General features: G+C 39.6%; 18 protein-coding genes, 1 pseudogene and 1 riboswitch. Of the genes and pseudogenes, 2 read left to right on the forward strand and 17 right to left on the reverse strand.

Going from position 1 to position 16239, the window contains the following annotated elements:
* The first annotated feature begins 1 nt into the window (after position 1).
* Positions 2-691 (forward strand): glutathione S-transferase, encoded by a 690-nt coding sequence (locus Q4533_RS03925; RefSeq protein WP_303501957.1) that lies wholly within the window; start codon positions 2-4, stop codon positions 689-691.
* Positions 692-893: 202 nt separating this feature from the next.
* Positions 894-1100, forward strand: coding sequence for a hypothetical protein (locus Q4533_RS03930; RefSeq protein ID WP_303501960.1), 207 nt, complete (start codon positions 894-896; stop codon positions 1098-1100).
* 181 nt (positions 1101-1281) lie between these two features.
* Here Q4533_RS03930 and Q4533_RS03935 read toward each other — a convergent pair whose 3' ends face one another.
* From Q4533_RS03935 to Q4533_RS04010, 17 genes and pseudogenes are all read right to left on the reverse strand, one after another.
* Entirely contained in the window at positions 1282-1830 is a 549-nt protein-coding gene (locus Q4533_RS03935) for an NAD(P)H nitroreductase (protein ID WP_303502027.1), read from the reverse strand.
* 138 nt (positions 1831-1968) lie between these two features.
* Positions 1969-2556, reverse strand: a complete 588-nt coding sequence (locus Q4533_RS03940; protein WP_102476402.1) for a DoxX family protein — start codon at positions 2554-2556, stop codon at positions 1969-1971.
* A gap of 80 nt (positions 2557-2636) precedes the next feature.
* Positions 2637-3485: a DUF6279 family lipoprotein gene (locus tag Q4533_RS03945; protein WP_102531781.1), complete on the reverse strand. Its 849-nt coding sequence runs from the start codon at positions 3483-3485 to the stop codon at positions 2637-2639.
* A gap of 44 nt (positions 3486-3529) precedes the next feature.
* On the reverse strand, positions 3530-4540 hold the full coding sequence (locus tag Q4533_RS03950; RefSeq protein ID WP_102439595.1) for a phosphotransferase: 1011 nt from the start codon (positions 4538-4540) through the stop codon (positions 3530-3532).
* A 14-nt stretch (positions 4541-4554) separates the two neighbouring features.
* Positions 4555-5205: a nicotinamide riboside transporter PnuC gene (gene pnuC, locus Q4533_RS03955; RefSeq protein WP_102439594.1), complete on the reverse strand. Its 651-nt coding sequence runs from the start codon at positions 5203-5205 to the stop codon at positions 4555-4557.
* Between the two features lie 40 nt (positions 5206-5245).
* Positions 5246-5506 (reverse strand): hypothetical protein, encoded by a 261-nt coding sequence (locus Q4533_RS03960; protein WP_076536145.1) that lies wholly within the window; start codon positions 5504-5506, stop codon positions 5246-5248.
* A 170-nt stretch (positions 5507-5676) separates the two neighbouring features.
* Entirely contained in the window at positions 5677-7863 is a 2187-nt protein-coding gene (locus Q4533_RS03965; RefSeq protein WP_303501961.1) for a TonB-dependent receptor, read from the reverse strand.
* A gap of 148 nt (positions 7864-8011) precedes the next feature.
* A riboswitch (TPP riboswitch) is annotated at positions 8012-8120 on the reverse strand.
* A gap of 158 nt (positions 8121-8278) precedes the next feature.
* Complete coding sequence (locus Q4533_RS03970) at positions 8279-8668, reverse strand: YcfL family protein (protein WP_102531778.1); 390 nt, start codon at positions 8666-8668, stop codon at positions 8279-8281.
* An 88-nt stretch (positions 8669-8756) separates the two neighbouring features.
* Positions 8757-9227: a PaaI family thioesterase gene (locus Q4533_RS19675; protein WP_347230783.1), complete on the reverse strand. Its 471-nt coding sequence runs from the start codon at positions 9225-9227 to the stop codon at positions 8757-8759.
* A 171-nt stretch (positions 9228-9398) separates the two neighbouring features.
* Positions 9399-9782 (reverse strand): annotated as a pseudogene (locus Q4533_RS19680) (PaaI family thioesterase); the annotation flags it as partial.
* Between the two features lie 10 nt (positions 9783-9792).
* Entirely contained in the window at positions 9793-10149 is a 357-nt protein-coding gene (gene hinT / locus Q4533_RS03980; protein ID WP_102439590.1) for a purine nucleoside phosphoramidase, read from the reverse strand.
* Positions 10150-10729: 580 nt separating this feature from the next.
* Positions 10730-11581 carry a CsgG/HfaB family protein gene (locus Q4533_RS03985; protein WP_076536135.1) on the reverse strand — a complete coding sequence of 284 codons (852 nt, stop codon included), beginning with the start codon at positions 11579-11581 and terminating at the stop codon, positions 10730-10732.
* Positions 11582-11583: 2 nt separating this feature from the next.
* Positions 11584-11991, reverse strand: a complete 408-nt coding sequence (locus Q4533_RS03990) for a curli assembly protein CsgF (RefSeq protein ID WP_102439588.1) — start codon at positions 11989-11991, stop codon at positions 11584-11586.
* A 15-nt stretch (positions 11992-12006) separates the two neighbouring features.
* On the reverse strand, positions 12007-12660 hold the full coding sequence (locus tag Q4533_RS03995) for a curli production assembly/transport protein CsgE (RefSeq protein ID WP_241901032.1): 654 nt from the start codon (positions 12658-12660) through the stop codon (positions 12007-12009).
* Entirely contained in the window at positions 12657-13289 is a 633-nt protein-coding gene (locus Q4533_RS04000; RefSeq protein ID WP_303502030.1) for a LuxR C-terminal-related transcriptional regulator, read from the reverse strand. Before Q4533_RS04000 ends, Q4533_RS03995 begins: the two co-directional genes overlap by 4 nt.
* 123 nt (positions 13290-13412) lie before the next feature.
* Entirely contained in the window at positions 13413-14996 is a 1584-nt protein-coding gene (locus Q4533_RS04005; protein ID WP_303501963.1) for a curlin, read from the reverse strand.
* 33 nt (positions 14997-15029) lie between these two features.
* On the reverse strand, positions 15030-15560 hold the full coding sequence (locus Q4533_RS04010) for a curlin (protein WP_303501965.1): 531 nt from the start codon (positions 15558-15560) through the stop codon (positions 15030-15032).
* Between the last annotated feature and the right edge of the window lie 679 nt (positions 15561-16239).

Raw genomic sequence — 16239 nt, forward strand, 5'->3', positions numbered from 1 at the left:
AATGTCTTGCGCTATTCTTTATACTTTCAGACGCTGCCCTTATGCTATGCGCGCCCGTATTGGTCTACACTTGAGTTCATTAAACCCAGAATTAAGGGAAATTGAGTTACGTAATAAGCCTGCAGACATGTTGAAAGTGTCACCCAAAGGCACGATCCCAGTGTTAGTATTGGCCGATATTCAAAAATACAATCCAAAAGTATTAGATGAAAGCTTAGATATTTTTAAATTTTCTTTAAACCAATACCCTAGCCTAAAAAATGAATATTTATGCAATGATGACTATGCCAACTTACTCTCTTCAATAACTGATAAAGCAGCCCTTGAACTTATTGATTTAAACGATAACCAGTTTAAATCTTGGCTGGATAAATACAAATACGCTGACAGACACCTAGACTACCCAGAAGTGCATTACCGCAATAAAGCTTGTGAATTTATTGATATTTTAGAATATAAGCTAGCGCTAAATAGGCAACTATTGTCAGAATCACCATCAATGGCTGACTATGCTATTTTTCCGTTTGTCAGACAGTTTGCCCATGTTAATAAGCCTTGGTTTCAACAAAGCCGGTACACAAATGTAAAACAGTGGCTGCACGATCACTTAGAAAGTGAACTATTTAAAGCAGTTATGACAAAACACCCTTTATGGTTAGATGATTTAACTCAGCAACATCACCTCAAATAGCGTCGATATATTAATAATTGCTCATATTAGCAACAAAAGGTCAATCTTTTGTATAGTTATTCATATATATGATTGATAAAAGCACTGTAAATACGCTATGTTAAGTCAACTATAAGATGGATTTTATAATGATTTAACAGCTAATTTGAAAAATATGATTAAGCTTAGATTAGTCTCTCATGCAGTAACCAAGGATGTAGACATGGAACAAATGGATTTGGTGCTTGTACTCATACCGTTGTTAATCGTATTGCATATTATGTTTTGCTATCGCGCGATTAACACAGCAGCAAAAATAGATAATATAAAACGTTATCTCTGGGGTACAATAAGCCTACTTTTAGGCCCTTTAGGCTATTATTTATATCAGAACCTGCTGCCTTTAGATGCATTAGACCCTAGTGAATAAGGCATTTAATCTTTACGAGTAAAGTCACCGACCGACCTCAGACAGACAATTTTATTGAATAAACTTAATATAATGACTCCTACACTGGAGCCATTATATTTTATGCCTGCGATTAATTCTGCCCAATCATATTTAGCTGCCATCAATTGAAGCTATCTGATCAACCAAAATTAACAACAACCTATAAATAGCGCGCAAATTGACGACCTAGCTTTAGCGGCTTAATTGGCGCTTTAACGGCTGGGGTACCGATATATAAAAAGCCTACAATTTGGTCTTCAGTGGCAATACCTAAACCTTGATTAACAACTGAGTTAAAAGCAAAGTCCCCAGTGCGCCAAACGGCGCCTAAGCCTAAAGAAAACGCGGCTTGCTGCATTGCCATGGTGGCGCAACCCGCTGCTAACTGCTGCTCTAATAATGGCACTTTAGGGTGTGACTGACTTTTGGCGACGACAGTAATGACCATTGGCGCTCGGTGTGGCATCCCTTTCACTTTGGTTAAAAAGGTTTCATCCGCCCCTTTAGACTTAGCCGCCGTAACAAATATCTCTGCTAAGGTCTCTAACCCTGCATCAGTGGCGATAATAAATTCCCAAGGGGTTAAAGCGCCGTGATCTGGCACTCTGGCAGCAGCATTAAGAATGAAGTCCAATTGTTGTTCATTCGGCGCAGGCGTTGTTAAACGAGGTGTTGACTGGCGAGTAAGTAATAATTCTGAAGCGTCCAATTGCAAAATCCCTGTCTTTTCATTGCGCAGACACATGTCCACGCCGATAATTAATCTCTCAAGAATATTAACAAAAATCCCACATTAAAGTGGGATTTTTACATGTCATGATAAATTGTTAGATGAGGTTATTAATCGCTAGCTAGCACGCTTGGCAATAAAGTGATCCACGCTGGTATATCGGCCTCCGCCCATAAATAACAGCGCAAGCAACATGATGAAATAGGTTATGGCAAACTCAATACCATTATTTAAAATAACAAAGTTGCCTGAGCTTGTGAGCCATTCGTAATTACCATGTTGCTGTAAAAGTGCTTTAGCCGCAGCAAGCTTTTCAGCAGAAGCGGTGACATTATCGTTAGCAAGCCAGGAACTGGCATCAGCAATGGCCAACCAGCCATTATTAATGTGCACCGCAAACGCCGCAACTAACATGGTTACCATCATAGGGATGGCCACTAAACGTGTAGCTAAGCCTATCAGCAGTAGCGCTCCGCCAAATAATTCGGTGCCGGCAGCTAATGCGGTCATGACTTCAGGCATAGGTATACCTAAACCCCAATCAGGATTACCAAACCAAGCCGCTGTGTCACTAAAATTAGATAACTTGTTATAACCTGCTTGCATTAATACTGGGGCTAAATAAAGTCGCAAAGCCAGTGGTGCTATGCCTTCAATGTGCCTTAATAAACTTAAAAATTGCTGATATAGGTTCACCATGATAATTCCTTAACCTTGCTGCGATAATTACATCATTAGACCTTGGAATAACAAGTTTTATTTCATCTATTTACATCAGCTATAAATTAACGCTCCACATCGTCAGACAGATCTTGTAAATCCTCAATTAACGTGACTATTTTTTTGTTTAAATGACGGCGCTGCTTGCTGGATAAACTGTGATTAATTTCAATCATTAACTGACCAAATAATCGAGTATTTCTATCTGCATTTTGCTGATAGATTGCCGATTTTAATTCATCTGGCTGGGTCATTAATAACCGCATTCTCTGCTCAAGTAAGGCTGTATCATCTCGTTGACTCAGCGCAGTTTCAAACTGACGTAACCATTCAAGTCGATACTCTAGCCACATATCAAGGGTTGCTAAACGCTGTTGATTAAACGCTTTAATTAACACTTCTTGTTCTGCTGTGGTGCTTCCTAACCAATCATCAACCCGATTGATGGTTCTTTTGTTGGCATCGGCGACTAATTCTAGTTGGTTTTTTCCTGCATACTTGGCATTTAATTCATCATTATCAAGTTTAAGCTGAGTAATAATAGATTTAACTTGTTGATCGCTTAAGCTAGTAATAATAGGTAGTAAATCGGGTAGTAAAAATTCAAAAACACGAAACCAATGGGCTTTAGCTGCAGTAACTTGTTGCTCCCAAATTTCAATGGTGAGCGTGTGTTTATTAATATTGTCGGAAAGTTGCTGCAGCTGCTCGCTATAGCGAGCCAATTCTTGCTGTTGATGCCAAAGCAAAAACTTATCTAGCAGCTTATCAAATTGAGCTTGTTGAGATTTATCTAATTCTACATATTCATCAACGCGCCACTCAATGGCCCAGTCGAGAAAGAAGTAACTAAATTTGGTGGAACATCCTGCTAAAAAGATAACAAGTAATATTGGAATTAATGGCTTTTTCAACGGTCATTCTCCCCTACAAACAGCATAAGTTAAGAATAATAGCCTTATGGCACTAAAGATAGGTATTTGTTGAATAAGTTAAAATATTGCTGAGGAGATAATTGCTGGTTAGCTGCCATCATTAAAGCCCAAGCTGCGGCAAATAGCCAAAAGCAATGAGCCATTTCAGCGAGGTAGTCAGTACAATCATGAGTCAAATTCAGCTGATGTTGTAGATATTTTTCCGTCAGTTGTTTTACTTGCTCTTGAGTTAATTGATGCGTCACCACCACGGCGACTAAATCAAACAGCGGATGACTGGCAGCGCAATATTCAAAATCAATACACTTAAGTTGTTTACCATCAAACAGTAAATTATACGGCGACAAATCTCGGTGACAGAACTGCGGCGAAATCACGCAGGTTTCTAGTTGTTCAAGCCAAATAGCCATTTGGGCATATTTACTGGTTAATTTTCGATAAAGCTGCTGCCATGTCACTAACGCCTGAGTTTCATCAGCATCGCCTTTGTTTGCGACGCTTGCATCAGCAATTGAGTTGCCTAAGTCAGATAATGAGTTTACATAAACTTGCCATTGCTGAGTCATGGTAATTTGTTTCGTCGGCAAAGGTAATTTTGATAGCGGGGTTAATAACCCCAGTAGGTGAGCAACAGGGTCTAGCGCCGCAAACACCGACTGCTGTGGGCGCTTGTTATCATAAAAACTAAACTCGGCGACATAATTTGACCATAAGTGATTATTTTCAGGTATAAACTGACTTAGGTAAAAGCGTTTATCATCACTAAGCCAAATTAATTTAGGCGCCCGATTAATGGCTTCAACCAAGCGCCAACTGCTCACTTCGTTGTCTCGTTCACACCACGGGGCATTATCTTGATTAACCCGTAATACCCAATCGCTATCACTTAAGGCTATATGGAAGTTTTGGTTACTTAATCCATCAGATAACACTTTAACCCCATGACAATCTGCTTCAATCTTATCGGCTAATATATTCGGTAATTGGCGTTTAATATCCGCAGGTAGCCATTGCCATGGGTTAAAGTGACTCATTATCTAAATAGCCATTAGCTTGCTAAGGCTGCATCATCTGGTGCATGATTTTGCAGCATTTTTTTACGCCACATAAAGTAACCGCTGACAGCCATAAATAAATACAGGATAAGTAAACCAGAAGTTAGCATTAAACCTTTTTGAAGGTATAAGTAAATTGATAGCGAATTAATCACCATCCAGTAATACCAATTTTCTATTACCTTTTTCGCCACTAGATAAGTAGTCATCACCGCAAAACAGGTTGTTAATGCATCAAGATATGGAAACGAAGCACTTGTATTTGTGGCCATTAAGTAGCCCACAATCAAGGATACACCACTAGTAACGGCAATAATCACTAAGTGTTTGTTTAGAGACCAACTAATAATTGGCAGTTCAGTTTGATGACGACTGTCAGCACCATAGCGCCACAGCCAAAAGCCATAAATCGCCATCGCCATGTAATATACATTTAGCACTGATTCCATCAACAATGACACATTCCAAAACAGCACTGTGTATATGGCAGTACTGGCAAAGGCTGCCGCCCAACACCAAATATTGGTTTTCATGGCTAATATCAAATACGCAATTGCCAGAATCACTGCAACAGCTTCCCAGCCTGTCATTACAGACACTTCAGTAATGGCAATTTGTATTGATTGAACGATCTCAGATAACATAACGTTGGCTACTATTTCATTACTATGATGAATTTACAGGTTATTCGGTGTGGCTTAAATCAAGCTCGCCACCAATAAATTTACATACAAATACTGCTTTGCCCCATTTTTGATGGGCCGCTTCCATTTCGGTTGCTAGCATGGCCATCACATCTGCGTATTCACCGCACACCTGAGTCGCCATCGCATTGGTTTTACGTTCAATATTAGGGTAGCTATCTACTCGGCCAATAAACCACTTTATCGGGTCTAAATAGTTTTCATTAAATGGATACATGCTGATTTCGGCAGTCAATTTCATGGAAATTCCTTAATCGTGATAAAAATACCGTCATAGTCTATCAAAGTTTAAGGTAAAAAACTTTTCAAAACATGACGGCAATTTAGTGTTAAGTATTGTTATTATTAAATAAATCAACTGTAACCCAACAGGTTAACAGCCCCCTTTAATTAACATAGTTTGCAGTCAAGCTACATAAACTTGACGTTTAAGGTAATACCTAGCTGACGTGGATCGCCGAAACGTACATATTGCTTATCGGCCCAATCTAAGTCTGGTTCATTACCAAAGTAGAAGCCTCTGGTGCCATATTGCTCGTCAAATAAGTTGCGGCCCCATAAATACGCTGACCACATTTGTGTTTCATAACCCACTCGAGCATTGAAAATAGTATAAGCGTCTGACTTTGATTCGTTACTATCAGAGTAGTAAAAATCACTTTTACCGCTAGCATTTAAATTGGTAAACCAGCCAGAATCACTGACATAGCTCATGCCTGCGCTATAAGTAAATTTTGGCGCATGGGCTTGCTCTCGACCTGTTAAATCTACGACATTGCCATATTTATCCTTGTATTGATAATCACCATAGGTGGCTTCTAACCAACCTGCACTACCGTAGAATTGAATGTTATCGGTGGCATAGTAGGTAAAGTCGATTTCGGCGCCGTAGTTTTCAGCACTACCTGCATTTTCGGTAAATAGAATGAAGCGCTGCTGATCATCAGGGTCTTGTTGTGATGCCGCCACTTGCTGATCGCGTCGATCCATATAGAAGAATGCCAAGTTGGTATCTAATTGACCTTGTAACCACGAAGATTTGAGCCCTAACTCGTAGTTATATAAGATTTCAGTATCAAACTCTTTTTTATCGGCTAATTCAGCTGGCAAACTCATGTTAAAGCCACCCGCTTTGTAACCGCGAGCAATACGCAGATAGGTATTATGGTCTTGGTTTATGGGTTTAGATAGCGCTAAATGACCACCCCACATGTTTTCGCTAGGTGAGAATTTATCACCATTACTGTCTGAATATTCACTTTCTCGGCGCTCTAAACGAACCCCAGCTGAAAATACATAACCATTACTAAACTGGGTATCGGTTTGAGCAAAAATAGCATAGTTGGTCGCTTCATATTCCGATTGCAGCACTTCATCTGGCCAGCCATTGTATTCAGAATATAAGTCATTATCCTCTTGAAGGTTCATGCCATATAAGCCCATTAACCAATCAGTCGAATCGTTAAAAATTCGGCCAGCTTCGTTTGAGCTGATACGAAGTTCCTGTGACACGGTTTTACGCTCACCCTGTTTATCCCAGGTGTAATCATAAACACATGGCTCAGTCCCAATCACGTTCCAGTCATCATCATAAATGCTGCATTGTTTCGAATCCCAGTAATCAGGGTTGGCCCAATCGCCGTCATAATTATGGTGATGATCGGTTTGTGCAAATGAAGTTAACGAGGTGAGTTCGAACTTTTCAAAACTGCTGAATGTGGCTTTTAAGCCAGCACCAGTGGTCTTTTGCGCATCAACACCAGGCTTATCGGTAATAGTTTCAAAGCCATTATTATCTAACGTCCAGGCATCATAGCCATTATCAAAATTGGCATGAAGCAAGGTTAAATCCAATTGCACATCATCTGCTGCATACCAACGCAATTTAGCTCGGGCGGTGAATTCGTCACGGGCATTGGTATCTTCACGTTCAAGGTAAGTATTGTCGCGGTAACCATTTTGTGAGTGCTGCTCTAAGGACACCCGGTAAAGTAATTTACCAGAATCGGTAATTGGGCCTGAGCTAAAACCTGAGAAGGTTTGTAAGTCATCGTCACCAAGGGAGACTTGTGCACCATGTTCAAACACATCGGTGGGATCGTTACTTTTAAGATATATAAGACCCGCTAACGCATTGGCGCCATATTGTGTGCCTTGCGGACCACGAAGTACTTCAACTTGTTGCATATCGTACATGCTTGACACCATGCCAATACCGGATAAGTCGATATCATCAACAATAAAGCCGACTGAAGAGTTTGGTGCACCTTGATATTCTTCTTGCTCACCCACACCACGGATCTGGAAATACTTAGGCCGAGAGCTGCCGCCAGACCAGTTAAAATTAGCAATAGAGTTTAATACATCTTCAAAATGTTGAGCGCCCTCATCTTGCAATTGTTGGCTATCGATGACGGTAACACTGGATGGCACTTTTTCTAGCGCTATATTACTAAAGTCAGCGTTAACCACTATGACTTCCATTTTTTCAGCAGCGGGCGCCACGCGTTCAACATTTTCTGTTTGAGCGACAACGGAAGTGGATAAAACGGCAAGAATGGCAATCGCTAGTGGCGATTTAGATTTTATTACAGACATAGGACCTCAAATTATAATTTTGAGATCCGGCAAGCATAGTGAATTAGTTATGTGCATCCATGACTGTCATTACAATTATCAGTTATTAAATTGGTGTCGTTTTTCGTTTACGACTTGGTTTATGACTGAGTTAATGACTAACATTTACGGCAAAGCATGCAGCCTATTCCTACGCCGGTATGAGCCGGATCAGGTTCTAAGGGTTTGTCTTTAGACATCTCAGTTTATCAACACGATAAACACCCCTTGGCGCGGCGGATTATAAACTATCCTTCATCTGTGCAACAGCACTAACAGGCACTTTTTATTAACTATTTAAGTACAAAAAATTATCACATAGATATTTTTATGATTAGCTAAGCCTATAAAACAAAAAACACGCAATTAAGCGTGTTTTATATTTTAAAAGATACACTTAGTTAGAGAATGCTTCTCTTACATATACTTCAAAACGGCTTGCATTGGCATTAGGGGCAACGGCGCTAACCTGCATTTGTTGTTTGCCATGTAGCTTTAATGACTTCCAGCTGCTTGCTTCATCTTCAATGGTAAAGCCACCAACATCAAACCAAGTAAACTTATATTGCAGCCTTAAATCCGTTGACACCTTGCTAATGATTAATGCAGAACCTTGCAATAAATCCGCTTGCGTTCTGACATTGACTTGCTCAACAGCGACTTTTCTCGCAAAAGAGTTATTATCAACTCTCACTTCGCTATTAGAGCTAACCATGACTCCCGCGGTATGATTAGCACAGGCTGATAGCATTAACGCTAGCGATATCATTATTACTCTTAATGTCATCATTAATTCCTTTTTTTAAGTATTAAAAATAAATGGTCGGCTCAGTGTCAAACAGCTTGCTCATCTATGCATCAACTGTGTGTTACTTCTACTGATCAAGCAAGAAATGCGCTCTCGCAGTAGCAATTAGCTGCTTACGATTTTTCTGCCAGCAATTAATGCTAACATTAGCAACTCGGCGTCCTTGACGAGTAATTTTACATTCAGCAAACGTATCTTGATGTAAACCCGCACGTAAATAATCAATTGAAAAATCGATAATTTTTGGCACTTTCTTAGCTTGCATAAATACCATTAACTGCACAATCGCCGACATTTCCATAAATCCAGCAATAACCCCGCCATGTATGGCTGGCAGAATAGGATTACCAATGTTGTCATCTTTAGTTGGCAGCTTAAATACCATTTCATCACCAAAGCGATCAACACTCATCCCGATAAATTGGGTATAAGGGACTTTCTCTAATAAATAACTATAGTCATTTAAATCAATGGCCCGCTTAACCACATCATGAACATTAATATCGCCCACAGTTAAACTGGCATTGCCTGCCTGCATAACTTCAACACTTTGAGTATCAGGCTGGTTATTAGCAGCTGAATTGACTGCACTTGCTTCATCAGCGCAGCCCATCAAAGCTTGTCTAAACTCTTCACCCACCATTTCTGGACTAATACGCATAAATGAGCCAACAGCATGCGCAATAGGATCATCAATACTGTCTTGATAAGCAATCGCACGGGTAAACGCCACATTGGCCGACAAACGATAACATTCTGCAAATGCATACAGCGGTTTGTTTGGCTCAGCCGGTTTCATGTAGTCAACCCGTAAATCTAAGGTTGGCGATATTTCTAAGGATTTATACTTCTCTAAAATAGCGCATACAACAGAAGTGCCGGATGCGGTATCAATTATCGTAGTCACCACACCGCCGTGTATCACCCCAGTATCTGGGTCACCAATGATATCTTGGCTATAAGGCAACTCCAGTAATACGTGATGTTCACTGGCTTCTAACGCACTAATATTCAATCGACGGCAATGGGCAAGCTGATTAACAAATCGGCTTGCTACGCCGGTTAACGGAAAAAAATCACTGTTTATTTTCATGTTATTAGTATTAATCCAACCGACTTAGCATTGGCCCAAGTGACTTACCGCCAAGTAGATGCATATGGATATGGTAAACCTCTTGGCCACCGTGTTTATTACAGTTCATGATTAAGCGGTAACCATCTTGTGCAATACCCGCTTCATCAGCCAGCTTTGCCGCAACTGTCATCATTCGCCCTAATGCCAGTTCGTCAGATGCTTTTACATCATTGGCTGTGGGGATCAAATGGTTTGGAATAATCAGAATATGTGTTGGTGCCTGTGGGTTTATATCGCGAAAAGCGGTGACGAGCTCATCCTGAAACAAAATGTCGGCAGGAATTTCTCGGCGTATAATTTTACTGAAAATGGTTTCTTCAGCCATGATTGATCATCCTTTTGGTTATTATAATCGAAGTAGTGAAAATCATTGTTGAATGCGCTAATCAAGCAGCCAACTAAGCGCTTGCTTAACTATATAATAGCTACTGCTGCATTTGTCACTTAAGCCAAGCAAGTTTAACACTTTGCTATTAATCACTGTTGAATGTTGTTGGCACTATCAAGCCAATTTTGACAGCTCGATTAACTATAGCAACGCTCACTTACTTAGAGTTTATCTAGGCATTATCACATCATTGTTATCAATGCTAAAGGGGATTTATTTGAAGTATCCCCAGCAATTAACATTGAAGTCGCTAAAAAAACGCTATATTTCTTGGTGGTTACCTTTAAACCTTATGCAATTAGACTTCTTAGGCATCTTTTTGATCACCACATAATGAAAGCTTGGCTTAACTTAACCATAATGAAAGCTAAGCTGCTTATGTGGTTATCGCCTTAAGGGCTGCGTCTGTGTATCTAGAAGTTTACCCCCAGAAAACATAAAAGGCGCCATTGGCACCTTTATCGTGATTGAAACATAAGGGACTGTTAATTAGGGGCTATTTATTCAGGACGGATAATTAGCCACGCTTAATTCTGGCACTGACTTGCGCTTCTTTATGGGCTTCTAACCAATACTTTTGCAAGGTAGTATTTTGCAAACCTGTAGTGGCATCCCCTAGCCTCCAAGCCCCTTTCCAAATGCCATCGGCAATAAGATGCACAACAGCGCTCTCAATGGCTGCGACTACGCATAAACTCACAGGCTCATTGGAAGTATAACCCGCTTCAGCCTCTAACAAATCTTGTGCATCAATAAACTTAAATACACCCGCGGTAATTTCTTTTGATATCACCGATTTGGTGGTGGTAACACTACTGAGTAATCGGCCAGTTCGAATATCCACAGCGCGTAAATTAACGGTAATGCTATCGACTCGGTATTGACCTGAAGCGCCAATGCCTAAATACCGTGCTCCAGCACCGCCCGTTTTAATATTTGTGTCATAGGCAACAATGCCACCTTCCATTAATACCTGCGCACTATTAAGTTGCGGTAATTTACTGGCATCACCTTTAAGTCCTGCCCGTAAAATTTTACGTTCTGTTAATAGGTTTTGCAGTCCTTCACGCTCAACGGGTATAAACCATGCTGAATCATTAAGTGACTGGGCTAAAAATGCCGTACCGGATTGTGGCACTGCCGTTGAAAAGTTACTTGATGGAATGGGCTTGTATTGTCCTGTTTGATCGCGAAAATCATATACTGCAGCAACCATCGCACCTTGTGGAAAAGGTAAACTGGTTAGATCGTAATAAGTTTCACCTTTAGGCATTAAACTTGAAGTGGCATCTATATTTTCAAATTCTTCATCAATTGATGAGCAAGCTGTTAAAGATAGTAGGCACAAGCTAATAATTAATTTTTTCATTATTAACCCCCGACACTGTCATCAACAATACCGCCAACTTCAATAATGGTGGTTTCACCGGTTAATACGTCGGTAATATGAACAATCAATGAGCCGTCTTCATTAACGACATTAATTTCAAAATCATCAGTTAATAGATAACCTTCCCCCCCATTGGCGGCATCATTAAAAAGTTGGCTCATCAACCGAGACTGTAACGAACTTGAGAGACGTTCTAATGCTGTTGGGGCCACATAACCTGATCCACCACTACTTTCATGGTCATTTTGCGCAGCTGCATTAGCCAGTAGATATGAGCCATTTAAATAGCTGCCACCAAAGGCTGGGTTTACTGGTTGATAAATAAGTTGAGTGGCAAAGCAATCAACTGAAAGAATGAGCAATATTGAAGTAAATGTTATTTTTTTCATTTTGGCTTTCCATGCTTAGAATTCGTCAGGTGCGAGATCTGGGTCAAACAACGCTCCTAAAACGGCTTGTTCATTTTGCTTAACTACCGCAGAGTTAACGCGTTTAGCGGCATAATTGGCTTGGTCATCTATATTCCGACTAATAGGCGACACAAAAGTCACAAAAACGGTTTTTCTGTTTTGTTGTATTAATATTTTGCTACCACTTCTTGCTGTAGCTTGTTCAATAACGGTGAGCCCGGTATGTTTAGACTCGCCACCAATATCTCTGTATGCCGCGACAAATTCACGGTAAAAGCGATGGCCGAGTCGGGTCATCGCACGGTTTAAGATTAACCCATCAATTAAATCAGCTTCATCCTTAGGGACGGCATCATTAATATTAATAGGCTTAGTTTTGGGAGCTTTTTGAATATTCTTATCTGTCGCTGACGTTGTTGGCTCTTTGGCATTCTTAAGCTTTTCTGCGTGGCTTTGATCTATTGGCGGTTTATTTTTAGTGCTGATTTGCTTTAAAGAAGGTTCAGTCACTAAAGTTGATTTAATATCTAGTGTTGACTCTGTAGATAACCTTGATTCAGTAACTAAAGGTTTTGTTACTGAATTACCAGCGGCAATGACATGACTTGAAAAGATGAACAGAAAAAACATCAATAAGATGCTTTTCATACTCTAACCTCATGCATGTGAGTCTGTGCCCAAGCTATTGCTTGACCGCGACTGGATACCCCAATTTTTCTGAAAGCGCGATATAAATGAGTTTTAATTGTACTCTCGCTGACAAACAATTGATTGGCGATATCCAAATTTGTACTGCCAGCCAGTAACGCTTGAAGTACTTCTCTTTCACGTATGGTTAAATGCTCACTATCATCGTCAGCTTCATCACCAGTGACTGATTTATGTAAATCATGGGGTATAATGCTGCGACCTTTAAGTATTTCGTTAAATCCACTGCTAATAGCGGTAAGTTCAGCATCACTGTAAAATACACCAAACGTTGTAGCTGGGTGGATCAAAAATTTTGCATCAACTTGTTTGGGGAAATTAATAAATACCGTTTTCACCGAGCTGTGTTCGCGTTCGATTAAACGCTGTAATTGATAAGCTTGTTGTAAATCTATGGTAGCTAAATCAAACACCACTAAAGAGATTTCATGTGAATTTAATTTAGTACTCATAGTTGCTGGAGTTGCTTTAGCTAGCTTGACCAAAAACTCTTGGGGCCAACGACAATCAAGTAGGTCAACAAGCAATTGCGAACGAGAAACGATCATCCAATGAATAACTTTAAACATCACTTATCACTCCATGTTAATGTAAAACAGTCCTGAAACAATAAAGTCAGGTTAGCAAGCCAACCTGACTGATACTATTAGCCAAAAGAGTGTTTAAATTATTTTAAATATACTTTTGTACTATTAAGGCATCATCACTGCGCCTTGATTAATGGTCACAGAGTTACCATTACCAAAGGTGTTTACTGACGAATTATTACCCATATCAGTTTGTGTTACTGCAATAACATTTGTACTGCCACTGATATAAACATCAGCAAAGTGATTTGTACCGGTTTGGCTAATATCAAGATCATTAGTTGAACCAAACCAAGACTCTCCAATAGCTTCGTTCAAGCTGCCTACCTGTACAATATCAACCATTGAGCCAGTACTTGCACCGTCGGCATAAGCGCTATTATCATCACCAGTTTGCGTCACATTGACAACATTATTGCTTCCCCATGCACCCGCACCAAAACCGGTCCCATAAGAATTAGTTGCATTGTCGTTATCAGTCACAGAGTTTCTATTACCGGTTTGAGTAATAGTAATAGTGTTGTTGGCGTTATATCCTGTTTTTGCACCAGCATAGTTATCATCACCAGTTTGGTATACAGATACTGTATTTGTTACGCTATCAGGCAATTGAGTAACCAATGCCTCGTTTGAAATACCTGCTTGAACAACAGTTGCAGTATCACCGCTACCAGCTTGATTGACTGTCGCTAAGTTACTCATATCGCTTTGGGTAACCGTGGCAGTATTATTGGCATTACTTTGATTAACAAATGCCATTTGACCGTCACCAGACTGAGTTACGGTTGTAGTTTGGTTAAAGTCTGATTGCTCCACAGTAGCTTGACCATTAACACCACTTTGCATCACAGTAGCCAAACCGCTATCACCAGACTGGTTAACATCAGCCTCATTATTCAAATTAGATTGAGTAACAAATGCCTCGTTACCATTGCCCATTTGCATCACTGCAGCATCATTCGACAAGCCTGTTTGTACAATATCTGCCCAGTTATTATCGCCAGATTGATCAATTACCGCGACTGTCTCTTCCAAAGCATTATCTGTTAGCGTATTTGTTTGCTGAAATATGCTACCTGTATTGCCAGCTCCAGCCTGCGATATGGTCGCTTCTGCACCATCTGAATTATCCTGCTCAATGTAGGCATCATTACCAGTGCCAACAGACTGATTAATGGTGGCATCGGCAAAGTCAGACACATAATTGTTAATTTCTGCAGTATCACCATCACCTAACTGATTGATGGTCGATGATGCGCCATCGGCATTTTCTTGCGTAATAGTTGCAATATTACTGTCACCCACTTGATTTACTGCCGCTTCTGCAGCTTGGGCATTGTAATATTTCTGCACTATATTCGCTTTATTCAAACTACCTTCAGTATCAATAGTCGCTGATGCTGTAGCGGTTGAATTATGCTGAGAGATTGCCCCTTCATTCCCATTACCCACTTGAGTAATAAAAGCTGCAGTATTTGAAGTATCAGCTTGAGTCACTTCTGCAGAATTCTCATCACCAGATTGTGATACTGTTGCTGCATTTGACTCGCTATTGACTTGCTGCGTAATCATGACAGAATTATCATTACCAACTTGGTCCACTGTTGCCATGTTACCATCACTAGCATGCGCACTAGTTGAAGCAAATAGTACAGCTGAAATTAATAAAGCTAATTTTGAATGTTTCATTATTGTCTTTCCCTATACGTTTAGTTAGATAAATTATCTTTGGGTGATCACAACATCTTGTGAGTTTCCCCATTGAAGTACACCCACTGCGTTTCCAGACCCGTGCTGCAGGATCTCTATCGAATTGTCGTAACCACTTTGCTTAATTAAAGCTAGGTTCCCAGTTCCTGTTTGCATCACATCGAGGTATAAATTTTCTCCGCGTTGCAACGAAACAACCGCATTTCCAAAACCCATCTGCAAGATTTCAGCCTCAATATTGGCACCAGACTGCCTAAGGCCTGCAATATGATGCGAGCCTTGCTGATTAACATTTATTGAATTATTAAAACCGAATTGTTGAGATTGAAAACGATTAGCGCTACCAGACTGATATAAGCTTAATGAACTATCACTGCCATCTTGTGAAACTCGAGCTAAATTAGCCCCACTGGCAAGTTCATCAAAATCACTTAAATCAGACTGACTGAAAGTAGGAAAAGAAGCTAGACAGACGACAAAGGCAAATGAAATTGCTAGTATCTTAGTTAAGCGATGTAAATACTTACTTTTTAATACGTCCATGCTTTCTGCCTTTAACATACTGAAAGGAGATTTCCTTTCACATTTTCAGTGTGTAAAGTATTGATGATTAATATTTATTCTGAATCCTCCTCGAGTATTAAAACTGCATAGACTAATAGGTAAAAAATCATCGCCCCCCCTACTTTAGTACTATTCCTTAAATCGAAATATCAACATTTATAATTGAATTAATGAGTAAATACATGTAGTTAAACCCAACTTCACATTGAAGATTTTGTACTTTCTTTGGGGTTGTATGTGCTAAAATTGCAATTAAAATTAAAAAAACATGGAAACTGACATAAACAATGTGAGAATTATTCGTTTTGAATTAGATTTAATGAAGATTTTTTGGTGTATTTAATGAAGATTAAAATAAAAGGCTCGAAATAATAAATTTAACTAACAATATAAATACTTTCTACTCAATACATTTTTACAGCCTTATAAAACATAGAAATGACAACGGCTCTACTCTCAATTAATGTCATTTTTAAATTCATCAATAATAATTAAACTTTAGAAAGCAAAGTAATACTAAAAAACAATTCTCATAATTTAATTAATAACGCACTAAATATCGCTATTTGGATAATTTCCACTGAATTTCATGAGCCATTTATTGGGATGTGTAAAATATGCCTCAGCCGCGATTGTCTACTGCTGATATTGTTATCGC

The sequence above is a fragment of the Shewanella sp. 6_MG-2023 genome, assembly GCF_030547195.1.
GTDB lineage: Bacteria > Pseudomonadota > Gammaproteobacteria > Enterobacterales > Shewanellaceae > Shewanella.

Excerpts from the sequence above, each read along its gene's own strand:
- Q4533_RS03990 (WP_102439588.1), bottom strand. The coding sequence starts at position 11,991 with ATGAAAAAAATAACATTTACTTCAATATTGCTCATTCTTTCAGTTGAT.
- Q4533_RS04000 (WP_303502030.1), bottom strand. The coding sequence starts at position 13,289 with ATGTTTAAAGTTATTCATTGGATGATCGTTTCTCGTTCGCAATTGCTT.
- Q4533_RS03950 (WP_102439595.1), bottom strand. The coding sequence starts at position 4,540 with ATGAGTCACTTTAACCCATGGCAATGGCTACCTGCGGATATTAAACGC.
- Q4533_RS04005 (WP_303501963.1), bottom strand. The coding sequence starts at position 14,996 with ATGAAACATTCAAAATTAGCTTTATTAATTTCAGCTGTACTATTTGCT.
- hinT (WP_102439590.1), bottom strand. The coding sequence starts at position 10,149 with ATGGCTGAAGAAACCATTTTCAGTAAAATTATACGCCGAGAAATTCCT.
- Q4533_RS03970 (WP_102531778.1), bottom strand. The coding sequence starts at position 8,668 with ATGACATTAAGAGTAATAATGATATCGCTAGCGTTAATGCTATCAGCC.
- Q4533_RS03965 (WP_303501961.1), bottom strand. The coding sequence starts at position 7,863 with ATGTCTGTAATAAAATCTAAATCGCCACTAGCGATTGCCATTCTTGCC.
- Q4533_RS03930 (WP_303501960.1), top strand. The coding sequence starts at position 894 with ATGGAACAAATGGATTTGGTGCTTGTACTCATACCGTTGTTAATCGTA.
- Q4533_RS04010 (WP_303501965.1), bottom strand. The coding sequence starts at position 15,560 with ATGGACGTATTAAAAAGTAAGTATTTACATCGCTTAACTAAGATACTA.
- Q4533_RS19675 (WP_347230783.1), bottom strand. The coding sequence starts at position 9,227 with ATGCAGGCAGGCAATGCCAGTTTAACTGTGGGCGATATTAATGTTCAT.
- pnuC (WP_102439594.1), bottom strand. The coding sequence starts at position 5,205 with ATGTTATCTGAGATCGTTCAATCAATACAAATTGCCATTACTGAAGTG.
- Q4533_RS03995 (WP_241901032.1), bottom strand. The coding sequence starts at position 12,660 with ATGAAAAGCATCTTATTGATGTTTTTTCTGTTCATCTTTTCAAGTCAT.
- Q4533_RS03960 (WP_076536145.1), bottom strand. The coding sequence starts at position 5,506 with ATGAAATTGACTGCCGAAATCAGCATGTATCCATTTAATGAAAACTAT.
- Q4533_RS03925 (WP_303501957.1), top strand. The coding sequence starts at position 2 with ATGTCTTGCGCTATTCTTTATACTTTCAGACGCTGCCCTTATGCTATG.
- Q4533_RS03985 (WP_076536135.1), bottom strand. The coding sequence starts at position 11,581 with ATGAAAAAATTAATTATTAGCTTGTGCCTACTATCTTTAACAGCTTGC.